Origin of the sequence: Streptomyces sp. NPDC005017, from assembly GCF_042873115.1 — a bacterium.
Taxonomy (GTDB): Bacteria; Actinomycetota; Actinomycetes; order Streptomycetales; family Streptomycetaceae; genus Streptomyces.
This window is the reverse complement of record NZ_JBIALD010000008.1, coordinates 86,252-101,753: the sequence shown is the minus strand read 5'-3', so window position 1 is coordinate 101,753 and position 15,502 is coordinate 86,252. Positions and strand designations below refer to the sequence as shown.

The following is a 15,502-nucleotide window of genomic DNA, read 5'->3' as shown; positions in this document are numbered from 1 at the left end:
GCACGCCCTGATCCGCACACGGCTCGGCTCTCGACCGTCTTCTCTCGAATCCCTCTTTGGAGCCCTGATTGCCCTCTCGTACCGGTAACCCCGTCATCCTGATCGTCGCCGCCGCAGACATGGAGGCCGACGCGTACCGCGGGCCTTGCCTGGAGAACATCGCAGCCCACTACGACGTGGTCCTGATCACCAGCGTGGAACCGACGTGGGAGCGCGACTTCATCACCGACTGGGAGATCGCCGACCCGACGGATCAGACCGCCCTGGCCACGGCCGGTCAGGCTCTGGCCGAACGTCACCACGTGGCCGGCATCATGACCTGGACGGAGTGGTATCTCGTTCCGGTCGCACGCCTCGCCCGCCGTCTCGGCCTGCCCGCCGCCACACCCGAAGTGATGCAGGGCTGCCGCAACAAGGCCACCGCACGGTTCCTCTTCGCCCGCCACGGGGTGCCCTCGGCCGCGTCCGCCTGTGTCCGGAGTGTCGACGAGGCGGCGCAGGCCGCTCGGCGGATTGGCTACCCGGTCGTCCTCAAGCCCGCTGCGCACGCGGCCAGCGTCGGCGTGGTCCGCGTCAACACACCCGGCGAACTTCCCTCCGCGTACGCCGTCACCGTCCAGGCCGCAGAGCGTGGCGTGGAAAGCACCGAGGTCCTGGTCGAGGAGTACCTCGACGGGGACGAGGTGAGCGTCGAATGCGTCACCTTCCAGGGCCGTACCACGGTGGTCGCCGTCACCCGCAAGACCGTCGGCTGCGAGCCCTACTTCGAAGAACTCGCGCACACCGTGGACGCGGCCGACCCGCTGCTCGCCACCGTGGCCCCGCCGGCCGAAGCCGCGATCGCCGCGCTGGGCATCACCAACGGGATCAGCCATGTCGAGATGCGCCTGGTCAACGGCCGCCCCAGGCTGATCGAGATCAACGCGCGCATCGCGGGCGACCTGATCAGCCACCTCGTCCACCTCGCCACCGGCGTCGACCTCGCCCGAGCCGCCGCCGACATCGCCTGCGGACGCACCCCCGACCTGACCCCCACCCGCCACGAGGCCGCAGCAATCCGTTTCATCTACCCCGCCTACTCCGGCACCCTCACCACCTGCCGCCTTACTGAACCGATCGGGGGACTGGAGCGCGTCCGCTTCCAGCGGCACGTGGGTGACCAGATCGTGCTGCCGCAGGACGGCGGCGATCTGTTCACCGCGCGCATCGGCTTCCTGATCACCACCGGCCCGACCGCCGCCATCGCCCAGGCCCGCGCCCAGGAGACGTACCGCAATCTCGATATCCAGATCACTCCCGCACCACAGACGGACCCGGCCGGAGAAGGTGTCGCCCAGTGAGCGGCACGGTCGCAGCCGAACTGGTGCGCAGCCGTCGCCTGCTGACGGGGTACTTCGCCGGTCTCGGTGCCGTGATGGCCGTGTGGGGCGCGCGGATGCCCGCCGTCCAGCAAGCCGCCGGCTTGAGCAATGCTGATCTCGCACTGGTCCTGCTGACAGCCGCCCTCGGCATGGTCGCCGGCCTTCAGACGGGCGGACACCTTGCCCGCCCGACCCGGCTCCCCGCGCTGCTGACCAGCGGCGCCATCGGTCTCGCTGCCTGCCTCGCCGCCCTCGGAGCCTGCCGCAGCCTGGACACCCTCCTTGCGGTGGCCTTCGTCTTCGGCACCGCGCACGGTGTCCTCGACGTCGCAGCCAACGCCGCGGCCGTCCGCTGCCAAAACGCGCACGGACGCCCCATCATGGCCGGACTCCACGCGAGCTACAGCCTCGGCGCCCTCGCTGGCGCCGCCGTCGCCGCAGCCACCGCCCACACCCCCCACACCTTGCTGTTCGCCGGCGTCGGGGCCACCGCGACCGCAGCCGCCTGCGCGACGACTCGGGCAACCCGTTGTCTCGCCGCACCCGGACTCGAGCCTGTCCCCGGCCCCGGCACGCCGAGCCCGGACGAACACGGGGGCTTGTCCCGGCCCCGGTTGTGGCTGCTGGGCGCGCTGGCCGCCGCCACCCTGCTTGGCGAGGGGGCCGCCGCCGACTGGGCCGCAGTCCACCTGCACAGCCTCGACGCGACGGCCGCGACCAGCGCGGCAGCGTTCGCCCTCTACAGCGCGGCCATGGCCGTCGGACGTCTCGCCGGAGACCGGCTCACCACGCGCTTCGGCGCCGCAACCGTCGTACGCATCGGCGCCGCCCTGGCCGCCCTCGGCCTCACCACCGGCCTGGCGGGCTCCACCATCACCTTCGCACTGCTCGGGTGGGCGGTCTTCGGTCTCGGCCTGTCCGTCACCATCCCCAGCCTGATCACCGCCGCCGGAATCGGCGGCCCCCGCGCGGTCGCCACCGTAGCCGTCACCGGCTACGTCGGCCTGCTCGCCGGCCCCGCTCTCATCGGCGCCCTCGCCACCCACACCGCCCTGCCCACAGCGCTGCTGCTGCCCGCCTTCCTCGCCGCAGCCGTCGCCGCCCTGTCCCGCAAAGCCCTGGAGAACACCACCCCTTGACCAGCCCCTCCGACACCCCGACCGGCGTAGACGCCGTGATCATCGACTACAACGGCGTCCTCGGCCTGCAGCCCACCACCGCCATGTGGACCCGCCTCGCCAGCCTCGCCGAGTGGCCCGACGGACAACTCGCCTCCTTCCAGGACGCCTTCTGGGCTCACCGGGAGGCGTACGACGCCGGAGAACTGAGCGATCTCGCCTACTGGGCGAAGGTCCTCGGCCATCACCCCGGTGCGCGGTGGCTGCGCACCCTGCTTGCCTGCGACACCGCCATGTGGACCCAGACCGATCCGTGGGTCCTCGCCGTCTTGCACCGCGTGGGGATCGCGGGCCTGCCCATGGTTCTGCTCTCCAACGCACCCGCCCACCTCAGCAACGTCCTCGACGCCACCGAATGGCGCCAGACACTCATGGCAGAGGCCCTCTACTCGGCCCGGCTCGGCGTGTGCAAGCCCGCCCCGGCCGCGTACGAACACGCCCTGGCGGCCACCGGCGCCGCTGACCCGGGACGCGTGATGTTCGTCGACGACCGCGCGGACAACTGCCAGGCCGCCGCCGCGCTGGGCCTGCGCACCCTGCACTACACCGGCCAACCCGCCCAGTTGGAGGAGCAGTTGCTCCAGACCCGCCCGGGCACCCCTCCCAGTTCACCGGCCGGCGGGCGCGGCACCAGCCACTGACGCCTCCGGCCAGCGCTCGACACCATCCCGACCCCCAGGACCCTCGTGCCCGACACCGAAGAGATTGACGGCGACGTCTACGTATCCCCGCGTTACCTCGCCGGCAGCACCGCCATCGGAGACCCCGCGCTGGAGCCGCTCTACGCGCTTGGCTTCGACCTCCATAACGACGACCTCGGCAACGCCTACGTCACCGCACCGGACCACCGCGTCAGACTCGGCTTTCTGCCTGAGGGCGACGACGACGGCTTGTGGCGGATCAACGCCTACCGAGACCGCTTCGGCCCGCCCGCGTGGGGCGTCAGCTTCAACGACATGGCGCCCATCGAGTTCGTCACCGCCTTCACCACCGCCCTTGCCCAGGCATACACCGCCGGCCCCGACACCTACCTCGCCCCGCCCGTCCTCAAGGACCCCGAGCTCGGCGCCTTCGATGCCGTGGTCCCGCTGATCAAGGGCGGCTGGCAGTTCCAGCACCCGCGCTGGGGCGTGATGGAACTGCAGCCCCCCGATGGGATGGCCACCCTGCGGTACACCACCGGCCAGCTCGACCCGGAGAAGGAACTGACCACGCTTGACGCCCGCTGGTACCTGTCGGGCGGCCCGAAAAGCGGCCACGCCCGCTGGTACGCCACCGCCTCCACCCACACACCGACCGCTCTGGTGAAGGCCATCACCCAGAGCGTGGCCGACCCCGCACCCGTGCCCCGCTGGAAGGACGGGATGCTCCCCTGGCTGCGCGAGACCGCCCAGCTCACTCCCGTCACACCGCCCGCACCCCCGATTCCCACACCGCTCGACGTCCAGCGCGCCGCCGCACGCCGGCCGCCGGCCCTCGGCACCCGCAGCGTCCCGCGCTGGAGCACCACCACCGTTCCCGCAGCCTCCGCAGCGGCCCGCACCAGCCCACGCCGCTGAACCGGCCGCCGCTGCCTACCCGTACATCGGAAGGCATTCCGCCCCTTGTCCCTGCACGCTCAGCAGTTCTTCACCGAGCACCTCACGCTTCCGTTCACCGAGAGCACTGTCGTCGGCGACACCTACTACGCCACCCCGCTGCCCAACTCCCCGCTCCGGCTACGGATCGACTTCTCGCGCACCATCCGCGAGAACGAGTACGACGGGCTGCGCCTGGCCGTCTGCCACTCCGAGAAGGGGGACATCGACGCCGTCGTCCTCACCTTCGCCGAGCACGACACCTTCACCCGGCGCGACGCCGCAGGTGACATCCAGCCCGGCTACAGCGGCTACGCCCGCATCCTCGACCTGCGCCATCACAACCGCCAGCCGCCGTGGACCGGCGCGGAAGTCCGCGGACTGCGGGTCGCGATCGAGCAGTACACGCAGATCTGGTTCCCCGGAGCCTGGACGGCACCCGCCCGATCCCGGCCACCGGCCCGTACGGCGCGCAAGGCCCCGACCATCCCAGCCGGTCCCACCGCAGCCCGCGCCCGCTGAACCGCCATCCGGAGCCCTATGCCCCCGCCCCGCTGGCTGCCCTTCCGGCGCCGACCGCAGCCCGAGGCCGCCCGCACGGCCGAACCAGAGACCCCCTCGCCGCCGGGACCACAGGGCTTCTGGCTCACGGACCCTGCCTTCCGCGACCGGCTGCACACCGCCACGCTGACCATGCTCGACATGGTCGAGGGCGTCCTGTACGACGACTTCACCCTGACCGAGGCCATCGACGGCGCCCGCTACCACGCGACCGACATGCTCAACATCCCCACTGAGTACGGCATCCTCGTCGAAGCCGAGGCCGCCGCCCAGATCGTCCAAGCCGCTGGCCTGACTGCGGGCTCGCCCTTCGGCCCTGCCGTCGGTCAGGCCCTGGCGCGCATCGAGGCGATGCCCGTCGAGGACCAGCAACGGCTCGTCCGGGCTGCCGCCCGCCGCTACTCGATCACCGCCCCAGCACGACGTCCAGCGCGAACGCCCTAGACACCGGCAGCTTCACCAGTCCCGCCCCAACGCCGTACCCGCTGACCGGCCTCACCCAGGAGAATCTCTTCTTGCGCACCCGCTCCGCCCGCCGCCTTCCCGCCGCGGCCATCACCGCCGCGGCCGTGACCGGCACTGTGTCCCTGGCCCCGGCCGCCTCGGCGCAAACCCCCGAGCCGACGCCGTCCACCACCATCGCCCCGCTGAACGCGGCCGAGACCGGCGGAGTCACCATCCTGAAGAAGGACCCCGCCGGCGACGTACTCGCCGGCGCCACGTTCACCCTGCTCGACTCCGCAGGCCAGCAGGCTGCCAGCGGCAAGACCAACGCCGAAGGCCAGCTGGCCTTCAAAGACCTGGCCCCAGGTGTCTACCGGCTCAAGGAGGTCTCCAGCGGAAGCCCGCTGCACGACGTGGTCGACGACCAAGACGTCATCGTCACCCCGGATGCCGACGCGCCGCTGACGATCATCGACCCCTTCAAGCCCGCCACGCTTCTACTCAAGGCCAAGGACAGCAAGAGCGGCAAGCTGCTGCCCGGATCCACGGTCAACATCGGCACCGGCGACACCACCGTCCTCACCCTCACCACCGGCTCCAATGGCTCCGCCTCCGCCCTACTGCCCGTCAACAGCCGTACCGGCACTGAGTTCTGGGCCAAGCAGACCGTTGCACCGAACGGATACGAGCTCTTCAAGCCCGCGCGGACTTTCACCGCGAAGCCCGGCAGCACCGTCACTCTGACCGTCGCCAACGCCAAGACCGCCAGCACTACACCGACGCCCACCACCTCCGAGAAGCCGTCCAGCAAACCGATCACCAACGAGCCCACGCCGGACACGACGACCCGGGAAAAGGCCGACAAGACCGGCGGTACTTCCTCTTCGTCGGCCTCGCCTTCCGACACCCTGGCGACGAACCCAAGCGAATCGAGCATCTCGGAGCCCATCCCCGACGGCACGCTCGCCCACACCGGCGCCGACGCCACGCCGTGGCTGCTCGGCGGCGCCGGCCTCCTGCTTGTCGCTGGTGGAGGAGCCGTGTTCGCCGCACGACGCCACCGTACGGACGACGAGTAGTCCCCGCCAGGAGCAGTACTGCTCCGATCCACCCGTCAAAGCCCCATGGAACCGCCCTGCAGCGGATTCATGGGGCTTCGGCGTTCTCGGCACTCGCCCTGGCGGCTGATCCGCCCGATGGACGGTGCTGGAGCTGCACGCTGCGCACCGAGCTGGTCGCCGACGCTCTGCGAGCCGCCTGCCACCGACGCCGCCCCGCTGGGTCGGTGATCTTCCATTCCGACCGCGGCTGCCAGCCCGGGTTCAGACGGTCAGGGTTCGGCCGTCGTCGAGAGACCAAGATCGCGGCCTTAGTCAGCTATTGGAGGAGGTCTTCGTGGGAGTTCGGGGCGTGGGCTGCTGGTCGCGCTCGAAGACCGTGCCGTACGGCATTGCCCGCTCCCTTATTGCTGCCTGGGCATGCCTCAACACTTCGTTGCCATCCGCTTGGCGCAGTCGAGGCAGAAGTCGACGGTTTTGTCGAAGCGGTTGTCCAGCAGTCCCCCACAGTGGCAGTAGCCCAACCGGTCGAAGACGGCCGCGCAGCCGAGGCACAGGTGGATCGCGTAGTCCGGTGCCTCCGTGAGGGGGCAGGTGGCCTTGACGAGGGCGGGGGCGGAGCAGGCCGGACACCAGTGGATCGGTGGCGTCTCATTGTCGTGGGGGTCTTTTGCGACGTTTCGGACCATGGCGGCCCAGACGTAGTCCTCGGCGGCTGCCTCGCCGTCCGACCACTGTCGGTAACAGAAGCGGCACGAGATCGGGGCGCTGGCGGCCAGGGCGGCCATCCCGCACTCCGGGCAGTGGACCGTGGTCTCCGCGCAGGCGTCCAGGGTCTCCCGCAGTCCGGCCATCCGTGTGGCGATCAGCCGGGTCATGGTGTGCAGCCGGTGGCGGATGCCCTCCATACCCGCGTCGACCAGGGCCTGTTCAGCGGCAGGCACATGTGGGCGAAGATGCTCGTTGATGAAGGTGAGGAGGAAGTCCAGCACGGTGGCTGTCTGGGCCTCCACGGCGTGCGCCGACTGGGTGAGCCCGTAATGCTGGAGGGCGTTGCGTGTCTTGCCCAGCTTCCTGACTGCTTCAAGCTGCTGCGCGTCGAGTTCGAGGCCGAGGATGTTCCGTAGGCGTTCCAAGGTCTCGTCGGTGCCACAGCTAAGGAAGTCCCCGCTGGTGAACTTCTGGTGGCTGGCTCTGCCGGGATCCTTTACCACCAGCGTCCAGTGTGCCTGCTGAAGGCGGGCCTTGAGTAGGACTTCCGTGGCGGCCTGGAGGTGGAGGACTGCGTACTTGAGGTCGCGCGGCGTCGGGTGTGAATCTCTGTCGTCGGGTTCCTCGTCGTTGGAGAGGTGGCTAACTACGCTGTCGAGGTAGTCCAAGCCGTTGAGAACGGGCGGGAACGCCACCGGGGTTCGCTGCAGCGATGCCGTAACCGGCTCCGGCCGGGGGCTGGGCACAGGGGCCCAAGGGGCGCTCACGCGGCGTTCCGTTCAAAGGTCTTCATGGCGATGTATCGCGTGCACAGGCGGTCCGGCAACACCGCAGCGAGCTCCCAGGGCATCTCGGTGGGCGGGATCCCGTCGGTCATTTGCTCCCCTTGCGCTCTCGGACCATCCTGCCGAAGTCGCTGCAGGCGCCGGTTGCCTGGCGTGTGTGATTCCAGCTAAGGAGGGGGTATCCGGAATCAGACGGCTACTTGGCTCGGTCCTGGGCTGCCTGTGGCACCTTTGCCAGCGAACCTAGTCGCCGCAGGTCAGCGACATCTGCGCTAGGTTCGCTGGCAAAGGACAGTTGTAGGTTCTCAATCTGGGTGTCATGTGCGAAGTCCGTGGCCTCGGCGTTTCTCCGGTTGTCTCACATTATGTCGGGCGGCTTCAGTCTCACGAGTCGTGTCATTTCCTGCACGGGTCAAGAGACCTAGTCACAGACCTGCGACGTCTCACTGGCCGAGGTCTCATGTTGGTCGCGCTTGAGCAGGGCGGCCTCAAGTGGACCGAGAGCCTTTCTTATCTGCCCTTCGAATCGCTGCGGATGGCTCAAGGGTGTCGTAAGCGTGTCCGATAGGAAGCTACGCATCGACGTACGCTCCAGGTTGCTGCTCTGTTTGCGCTGAATGATCGTCAGCAGGCTGACGCCTTGTTGCTCTTGGAGCGCTTCAATCTGCTCAAGCTCTTCGACGTCGATGATTTCGAGGGGCATGACGTCCTGGCCCTGGAGTAGGCCCATCTTGTTGGCGCGCTCTCTGATCACGGTCATGCTGACAGGGTTGACCGGAAACCCTTCAGTGAGCAGGAGGAGCGGTAGGTACCGGCGCCGAATCGAGCTGGTCACGCCCGTAAGGCGGGATTCATCCCTTCGTAGGGCCTGGATCGTGGCGTCGATCTGGTGGACCTCTTCGAGAAGCTTGTCGATGTCCTTCACCTGCGCATTGCCAGGGACGGCGGTCGCGGCGTCTCTCTGCAGTTGGCTGGTCGTGACTTCGACGACTACCCAGGTGTCGCCGTAGTCGACCGCCGCATCTGCGATCTTCTGTTTCTTGCCCTGGAAGGCGTCCTTCAGCTCGGCGTCGTCGTATACACGACGAGTGGCCCCCTGTCCCGTAATGCTGTGCAGTACCTCAGACACGTAAAATTCGCTGAATCGCCTCAGCGTCCGGACCGCCCGTCCGGCGAGCTTTTCATGGTTGGCGGGACGCGGGTGGGAGTCAGGAGGGAAGCGTACGTCCTGGATCGGCAGCCATCCGAAGGCACGGTCGATCAGGTACCGCTGATCCATGACCAGAAGGAATTCGTCACCGAGGCGGACGACAGGTCGTTGCTGGAAGGCGTCGAAGGTCCATTCCGTGTGACGCTGGGCCCGCTCGCTCTGCACAGCCCGGCGAAGAGTGTCTAGGTCTGCGCTGATTAGGGATAGCGCCTTTGCCGCTCGTCCCGCCGGGAGGAGTGCTTCCAGCTCGGCGGCCGACGTGAGTACGTTCCCGTTGCAGGCGGCGGCCCAGAGCGCCCCGGCTACAACGGTGAGGTCATCAAGGGTGACGCCCGTGCATTGCTCGTAGACGGCGGGAAGGTCCACCATGCCGTCGCTGCCCGCGAGTTGCTGCGGTAGTTCGCGCCACCTTCGCACGTATCGGGCGAGCGTGTGCGGTATAGAGGTGTTGTTGTTGAAGTACTGGTTTGCGATCATCTCACGGCCCAAGTCGCCCGGCTGGTCGACGATCACTGTCGGACCCCCCTCGCTGGAGAGTCCGATCACGTCGGAAAGCGTGAGGAGAGCGCCGATCAGGTCGCCCGGCTTGGCGCCGTCTGGGAGCGAGTCGGGGCTATGGTCAACGGCCGCGCGTGCGAGGAGCATCAGCGCCTGTGGCACTACCAGAGCTCGTCGCGGATCACGCAGTTGGTTGAGGACCCGCGTGCGGATCGGCTCCTTCAGCCACTGTGTCGCGAAAGCGCGGTCAACGTCCGGGCGTGAGGCCCCCGGTCGGCTGAGAGCGTTGAGTAGTTCGGCACAGAACTGCAGAACGATGCCGAGGGGAAGCGCACGAAGCTGCTTCACGGGGTAGGCGGGATCGGCAGGGAAGCCGAAGATCTCCTTGAACGTGAGATAGACCTGTATGAGGTCGATCGGCTGGGTCGTCGAGGTTGCCGGGGTGATCAGCCCGCTCGGCCGCTGCTGCCAGAGCTTGGTGAGCGCGGGAGCCGTCGTCCCCTGGAGGACCGGCCGTTCATGGGTGGGCACAGCCAGGTAGGCGCCCCGAAGCGATCCCGGCTCACGGTCCATGAGTTGCCTTCTCAGGAACCCGATCCGCGCCGCGACCTGCTGGCCTGCTTCCACGTTGCCTTGTCACTCCCTCCAGTGCCCGCACCCACCCATCCTGTGGGGCGTTTCGTGCCGATCCGGCCTCGGAAAGGGCTGGCTCAGATAGGTTTGCCATGCGCTCTAACTACCTCTGGGTAGCAGTGTCGCACCGACCACTGACAGCCGGTCCCTGTGTGGGGTTCAGAAGGAGTGCCCGCCGCCGGAGCCCAATTGCCCGGTGGGCTGACACCAGCGGCATCCGGGGTCTTGCCGTGAGGTGATCGGGTCACGGTCTCGGCTGCGGGTCCTGTGCAGCACGCTGAAGGCGTCCGTGTCGTCGTGGTGAAGGCCGGTGACGGCGTGCATGAAGTGGCTGGCGGCCTCGGCTGCGGCGAGGGCGTTCAGCGGGAGAACGCTGGCGGCAGGGACTCCGGGAACGTAGCGGGCGGCATCGCGGTCCCGCGGAGACTGCATGTCGATTGCCAGCTCGGTGGGGTCGATGAGGCCGTCGCACCACAGGCAGTTCGTTCCGGGCAGGAGCGGCCGCGTGACGGCATGAATCTGCCCGACGACTCCGCTGCGGACGGGAATCTTCACCCCGACTTGGGTGGCGGGGATGAGGTGCTGCTGGACGACGGCGTTGACCCAATGGCGCGCTGCCGCTCCGTCAGCGGCAAGGAAGATCCAGTCGCACTGGGTGAGCTCATGCCGGGATCGCGGGCGCTCTGCACGCTCTCGAAGAGGCGTGAGGCGGATCTCGGGGTGAGCCTGGCGAGCCAAACGCTGTGCGAGGTCGGTCTTGGGCTGGTCGACATCGGTATGTCGCGCGCCGGCCAGGCGGGGGAGGTTGGTCTCGTCCACGGTGTCGTCGTCGACGAGGACGAGATGACCGACACCGAGGCGAGCCAGGTACTCGGTCAGGAGGATGCCGATCCCGCCGAGACCCACGATGGCGACGCTCATCTGCTGGAAAGTGCGCTGCCCCACGTCCCCGAAGATGCGCACCTGCCGGTCGTAGAGGTGTGTTGGTCCGCCCGCGCCGATGGGACTGCCTGACAATTGCGGAGGCTGTTCCGGTGAGGGGCGCAAGCGGATCAGGCTGTTCCCGGGGATGACGATTTCGGCGAGGGGGCTACGGGAGCCGTCGGGCAGCCACAGGTCGCCGGCTGCGGCCTGTGTGGTGAGTACCAGGGCGCAGACGGGGGTGCCGGTGATCTGCTGGATCGCGGGATACCCGCGCTGGTGACTGGCCAGGTCGGTGGAGGAGAAGCGGACAGTCGTGGTGCCGCCGTGGTTGTGGACGGGTATGTAGGCGGCGTGCTCGTTGCGGGCGCGCAGGGCGGCATCGCGGACGAAGGTGGCGGACAGGGCGTGGTGGCCGACCTCGCCGGGGATGTAGTCGATGCCGTCGCGGGCGGGAATGAAGTCCCGGGCCAGCAGGCGCAGACCGCGGGGGCCGGGCGCCCACCCGGCCAGGAGTGCCGCGCCGTGTCCGGCATGGTCGCCGGGGAAGAGGTGGCCACGCAGGCGCGCCCACAGGTGGATGGGGATGGTCAGGCTCGTTCCGAGCGTCGGCGGGTTCACTGGGCTGCCAGCCATGCGAGGATCCGTGCGGCCTTGTTGACGGCGGTGTCCACGGCCGGGTTCCAACGGTTGGAGCGTCGCGAGATCTGCTGGGCAGGCTGGTCGGGCTGGCCCTGCCAGGTGGTCTGCTGGATTGCGGCGCTGTGCGCCTGACCGTCGGTGCGGGTCAGCAGGCCGGTGTAGTGGGGATAGACGTCGGCGTCCGGATAGGCCGCGGAAAGCTGGAAGCCGAGCCAGGTGGTGCTCGGGGTGTAGGTGGGGCCGACGTCGACCTGGTCAATGAGGACGTACACGCCGCCGTTGCCGTCCGGCACCGTGGTGACGGTGCTCTGGTCGAAGTGCGCCTGCACAGCGGCGACGGCTGCGTCAATGGCGGTGGTGGCGGGCGCGGTCATGAGTTGTCGTCCGGCGGGACGGCCAGGAACTCCTGGTCGCGATGGACCTTGACCATGTCGGTGTCGCCGACGACCTGGTAGCGGTTGCCGTGCCTGACCGACAGCTGGAAGCCGCTATCGATCGGCAGCCCCTGCTCGGCCGCGGCCTGCTTGATCTGCGCGCCGGTCATCTCGCGCTCGGGCAGCTGCACCGGCTGTCCGTTGACTGTCACCGTGATGGTGTGCGGCGGTCGGGCTGCTGTGGTGGTGCTTAGGTCCTGCGTCGTCATGGTGGTGTTTCCTTCCTGCCCCGCCATATGGAGGGCACGTCGGTGGTGAGGGGACTGCCAGGGACTACTTGGTCTTCTTCGGCGTCGGCTTGACGCGCTCGTTGACCGTCGTCGCCGGGTGTCGGCGCACTGTGGACTGCTTGACGAAACGACCTGTAATCGCGCTGCGGCCTCGGCGGCCTCCCGAGCCGGTGGACTTGCCTGGCATGGCTACTCCTTGTGCCTCAATTGGGCTGCCGTCCTGGGCGGCAGCCCACACTCGTCCAAGTTCCATGCACCCAGTGGGTAAATGAAACTTCAGGACCTTGATCGAGAGAGTAGCATGCACCCAGTCGGTAAAGGCAAGTGATTCGTGGGGCGCCAGTTGAAGATCCTCTTCGCCAGCGACGACCTGGCACGTAGCTGCAACGACGACAGCATTCGTACGGAGCGTTACGGCCCTGTGCTCGCTGCGACTATCCGCAGGCGCCTCTGCGAGATCAACGCCGTCACCCACCTCGGTGAACTTCGCCGGCTCCCCAGCGCCCGCCTGCGTCGCCATCCCGCACGGGACAACGGCAGCATGCTGATCTCCCTGGGCCCGGCAGCCGACTTCCTCGTGCACCCCCGGGACGACCCACCGCCCACGCTGCTCGATGGAGGGCTGGACGAATTCCGCGTCCGGACTCTCGTCGTACTCGCCATAGCCATCGCCTCATGACCCTGCCGCCGCACGCCACCCTGACCCCGCACCACCCGGGCCCGAAGAGAGGCACCTCGATGACCCCTGGCGCCGACCCCCTCGAGTACGCACCCCAGTCGGTCTCACCCCCCGGAGAGACCCTCAAGGAGACGCTGGACGAACTCGGCATCTCCCAGGCAGACCTTGCCCGGCGCACCGGACTGTCGACCAAGCACATCAACCAGATCGTTCAGGGCACCGCCATCCTCAGCCCGGAGACCGCGCTCCTCCTCGAGCGCGTAACCCAGGTACCCGCGACCGTCTGGAACACCCTGGAGGCCGCCTGGCGCACCCAACAGTTGAGGGAAGAAGAGGACCAAGCACTCCGCGCACAGGTGAACTGGCTGGACCGTTTCCCCCTGGCCGAACTCGCGGCCCGCCGTATCCTCCCCGACCGGCGCAAGACCGTGGCCAACCTTCGGGCCCTCCTGGAATTCTTTGCAGTTGCCAGCCCCGAAGTGGCTGAAGAGCTCTGGCAGGGCTACCGCGCCGCCTTCCGCCGCTCCACCGTGACATCACCGGATGAGTACGCCACCGCGGTGTGGCTGCGGTCAGCTGAGCGGGAAGCCCGCGAAATGGAGTGCGCGCCCTACCAGCGCGAAGCGCTACAGGATCTCCTGCCTCAGTTGCGGGCGCTAAGCCTTGAGGAACCGCACACCTGGCCCGAGAAGCTGCCCGCTCTATGCGCTCAAGCGGGCGTGGCCGTGATCTTCTCTCCAGCGTTCAAGAAAACCCACCTGTCCGGGGCCACGCGATGGCTTACCCCTGACAAGGTCATGATCGCTCTCACCGACCGCTACAAGAAGGACGACCGCTTCTGGTTCACCGTCTTCCACGAGGTCGGGCACGTCATCCTCCACGGCAAGCGCCTGACCTTCCTGGACGAGAACCCCCTCGATGCGGACGCCGACCCCGCTGAGGAAGAAGCCAACACCTTCGCCGCCAACGTCCTCATCCCACCCCGATACCTTGCCGCATACGAGGCGCTTCGCAGGCGACCCAAACCCTTCACCAACATCGAGCGCTTCGCCACAGAAGCAGGTATCTCCCCTGGCATCGTGGTCGGTCGGCTCCAGCACGACGGCGCATTGCACTGGAAGGAGGGCCACGGCCTCAAACGCGGATTCGAACTCTCACGACCAGGTGAACATGCGTAGTCGGCCACCCTGCAGTGCGGCCCCGTAGGCTCCCGGTGACCCGCACGCGTGTGCCGGTGGCGTGCGAGGCGATACCGCCAGCGCGCCGACGAGAGCACACCTCCACGGCTTCCCTTGAATGAGTGGGGATCACGGCCTGTGAGTCTCAACTCCTGTCGTACTTGATCGGAGCAGACCGCCGGGCTTGCGACCTGGGCTGTCGCGCGCCTTCCGAGTCAGCAGCCCGCAGGTCTCCCACCTGTGCGGTTGCCAGGTGCATTGGTGACGAGCGCGGTGTCGGGTCGCAAGTGCGGGCACGTGTCGACGCCGTCGGCGAGGGCCTGGACGCGGGCTGCCGGAGCGGAACTCGCGTGGACAAGCCTCCGGGTGTGTGACCGTTCGATCGCGCCGTGCGGTCGATGCGCTTTCCCGGCCGGTCGGACTGGATGGGCGGATCAGCGCAGTCCGGCGAAGAGATCGTTCTCGGGTATGGCCGCGCCGGTGGTGTCCTGGACACGTACGTAGGTCTCCATGCCCATCAGCTCGCCGAACCTCTCCTTGCCCATCTTGAGGAAGAAGATGTTCTCGCCCTGACTGGCGTGCGCGGCCAGGGCGTCGAACTTCTGGCCGCTGAACGCGGTGGTGTCCACCCATGTGGTGATCTCATCGTCGGGGAGGCCGATCTCGGCCATCGCGGCGGCCTCGGCAGGATCCGGCTCCGGCATGTCCTCATGAAACTCGTGCATGATCTCGCCGAACCGTTGCATCATCGAGCGGGGCATCGTGGTCCAGTACACCTTCGGTGTCAGCGTGGTCATCTCCAGCGCCGCCATGGTGATGCGGTGGGCCTGGATGTGGTCGGGGTGGCCGTAGAAGCCGTTTTCGTCGTAGGTGACGACCACATCGGGTCGGTAGTGCCGCATGAGTTCCGCGAGTCGGGCCGCGCCTTCCTGCACGGGGGTCTGCCAGAAGGATCCGGGGGCGTTGTTGCTCGGCCAGCCCGTCATCCCGGAGTCGGCATAGTCCAGCATCTCCATATCGCTGACCTTCAGGACGTCGCAGCTCGCCTTGAGTTCTTGACGGCGCATCAAGGCGACCGCCGCCGGATCGTGCCCGGGATCGCCCGGCTTGACACCCCCCGGTCCGTCACCGCAACCGCCGTCGGTACACGTCACGAGTACCGTGCGGATGCCCTCTGCCGCGTACCGCGCGAGAACCCCTCCGGTACCGGTGGCCTCGTCGTCGGGGTGGGCGTGTACTGCCATGAGCGTCAAGGGCCGGTCAGTCATGAAACAGTCCTCCTGCGGAAATACGTCTTGATCCAAGTGCGCGGCGGGCGTATCGCGACCCTGGGGCCCGGATCCTGGTGGGGCGGACGACCTTGTGGCCTCCGAGTTCCCCGCCCGTGCGGCGCCGGTCCCTC

At 68.1% G+C, this 15,502-nt stretch carries 16 protein-coding genes; 9 read left to right on the top strand and 7 right to left on the bottom strand.

Going from position 1 to position 15,502, the window contains the following annotated elements; translation table 11 throughout:
- Positions 1-119: 119 nt before the first annotated feature.
- The 7 genes from ACFYR0_RS14560 to ACFYR0_RS14530 all read left to right on the top strand — a co-directional run bounded on the left by ACFYR0_RS14560 (position 120) and on the right by ACFYR0_RS14530 (position 6,200).
- Positions 120-1,340 carry an ATP-grasp domain-containing protein gene (locus ACFYR0_RS14560; protein WP_389327078.1) on the top strand — a complete coding sequence of 407 codons (1,221 nt, stop codon included), beginning with the start codon at positions 120-122 and terminating at the stop codon, positions 1,338-1,340.
- On the top strand, positions 1,337-2,500 hold the full coding sequence (locus ACFYR0_RS14555) for an MFS transporter (protein WP_389326552.1): 1,164 nt from the start codon (positions 1,337-1,339) through the stop codon (positions 2,498-2,500). Before ACFYR0_RS14560 ends, ACFYR0_RS14555 begins: the two co-directional genes overlap by 4 nt.
- Complete coding sequence (locus ACFYR0_RS14550; protein ID WP_389326549.1) at positions 2,497-3,180, top strand: HAD family hydrolase; 684 nt, start codon at positions 2,497-2,499, stop codon at positions 3,178-3,180. Before ACFYR0_RS14555 ends, ACFYR0_RS14550 begins: the two co-directional genes overlap by 4 nt.
- A gap of 45 nt (positions 3,181-3,225) precedes the next feature.
- Positions 3,226-4,098 carry a DUF317 domain-containing protein gene (locus ACFYR0_RS14545; RefSeq protein ID WP_389326546.1) on the top strand — a complete coding sequence of 291 codons (873 nt, stop codon included), beginning with the start codon at positions 3,226-3,228 and terminating at the stop codon, positions 4,096-4,098.
- Between the two features lie 45 nt (positions 4,099-4,143).
- Complete coding sequence (locus ACFYR0_RS14540; protein WP_389326544.1) at positions 4,144-4,638, top strand: hypothetical protein; 495 nt, start codon at positions 4,144-4,146, stop codon at positions 4,636-4,638.
- An 18-nt stretch (positions 4,639-4,656) separates the two neighbouring features.
- On the top strand, positions 4,657-5,121 hold the full coding sequence (locus tag ACFYR0_RS14535) for a hypothetical protein (RefSeq protein ID WP_389326541.1): 465 nt from the start codon (positions 4,657-4,659) through the stop codon (positions 5,119-5,121).
- A 71-nt stretch (positions 5,122-5,192) separates the two neighbouring features.
- Positions 5,193-6,200: a collagen binding domain-containing protein gene (locus ACFYR0_RS14530; RefSeq protein ID WP_389326538.1), complete on the top strand. Its 1,008-nt coding sequence runs from the start codon at positions 5,193-5,195 to the stop codon at positions 6,198-6,200.
- 404 nt (positions 6,201-6,604) lie between these two features.
- Here the strand turns inward: ACFYR0_RS14530 and ACFYR0_RS14525 are convergent, their stop codons facing one another.
- From ACFYR0_RS14525 to ACFYR0_RS14500, 6 genes are all read right to left on the bottom strand, one after another.
- Complete coding sequence (locus ACFYR0_RS14525) at positions 6,605-7,558, bottom strand: hypothetical protein (protein ID WP_389326535.1); 954 nt, start codon at positions 7,556-7,558, stop codon at positions 6,605-6,607.
- A gap of 538 nt (positions 7,559-8,096) precedes the next feature.
- Positions 8,097-10,010 carry a hypothetical protein gene (locus ACFYR0_RS14520; RefSeq protein WP_389326532.1) on the bottom strand — a complete coding sequence of 638 codons (1,914 nt, stop codon included), beginning with the start codon at positions 10,008-10,010 and terminating at the stop codon, positions 8,097-8,099.
- Positions 10,011-10,175: 165 nt separating this feature from the next.
- Positions 10,176-11,558: a ThiF family adenylyltransferase gene (locus ACFYR0_RS14515; protein ID WP_389326529.1), complete on the bottom strand. Its 1,383-nt coding sequence runs from the start codon at positions 11,556-11,558 to the stop codon at positions 10,176-10,178.
- Complete coding sequence (locus tag ACFYR0_RS14510) at positions 11,555-11,953, bottom strand: E2/UBC family protein (RefSeq protein WP_389326526.1); 399 nt, start codon at positions 11,951-11,953, stop codon at positions 11,555-11,557. The genes ACFYR0_RS14515 and ACFYR0_RS14510 overlap by 4 nt, the downstream gene beginning before the upstream one ends.
- Positions 11,950-12,222 (bottom strand): multiubiquitin domain-containing protein, encoded by a 273-nt coding sequence (locus ACFYR0_RS14505; RefSeq protein WP_389326523.1) that lies wholly within the window; start codon positions 12,220-12,222, stop codon positions 11,950-11,952. The genes ACFYR0_RS14510 and ACFYR0_RS14505 overlap by 4 nt, the downstream gene beginning before the upstream one ends.
- A 64-nt stretch (positions 12,223-12,286) precedes the next feature.
- Entirely contained in the window at positions 12,287-12,430 is a 144-nt protein-coding gene (locus ACFYR0_RS14500) for a hypothetical protein (protein ID WP_389326519.1), read from the bottom strand.
- 234 nt (positions 12,431-12,664) lie between these two features.
- Here ACFYR0_RS14500 and ACFYR0_RS14495 point away from each other — a divergent pair, with 234 nt between their 5' ends.
- Together ACFYR0_RS14495 and ACFYR0_RS14490 are read left to right on the top strand one after the other, a co-directional pair.
- The gene (locus tag ACFYR0_RS14495) at positions 12,665-12,922 is read left to right on the top strand and encodes a hypothetical protein (RefSeq protein WP_389326516.1); all 258 of its coding nucleotides are present in this window, start codon (positions 12,665-12,667) and stop codon (positions 12,920-12,922) included.
- Positions 12,919-14,100: a helix-turn-helix domain-containing protein gene (locus tag ACFYR0_RS14490; protein ID WP_389326513.1), complete on the top strand. Its 1,182-nt coding sequence runs from the start codon at positions 12,919-12,921 to the stop codon at positions 14,098-14,100. The genes ACFYR0_RS14495 and ACFYR0_RS14490 overlap by 4 nt, the downstream gene beginning before the upstream one ends.
- A gap of 434 nt (positions 14,101-14,534) precedes the next feature.
- Here ACFYR0_RS14490 and ACFYR0_RS14485 read toward each other — a convergent pair whose 3' ends face one another.
- Positions 14,535-15,368 (bottom strand): PIG-L family deacetylase, encoded by an 834-nt coding sequence (locus ACFYR0_RS14485; protein WP_389326510.1) that lies wholly within the window; start codon positions 15,366-15,368, stop codon positions 14,535-14,537.
- Between the last annotated feature and the right edge of the window lie 134 nt (positions 15,369-15,502).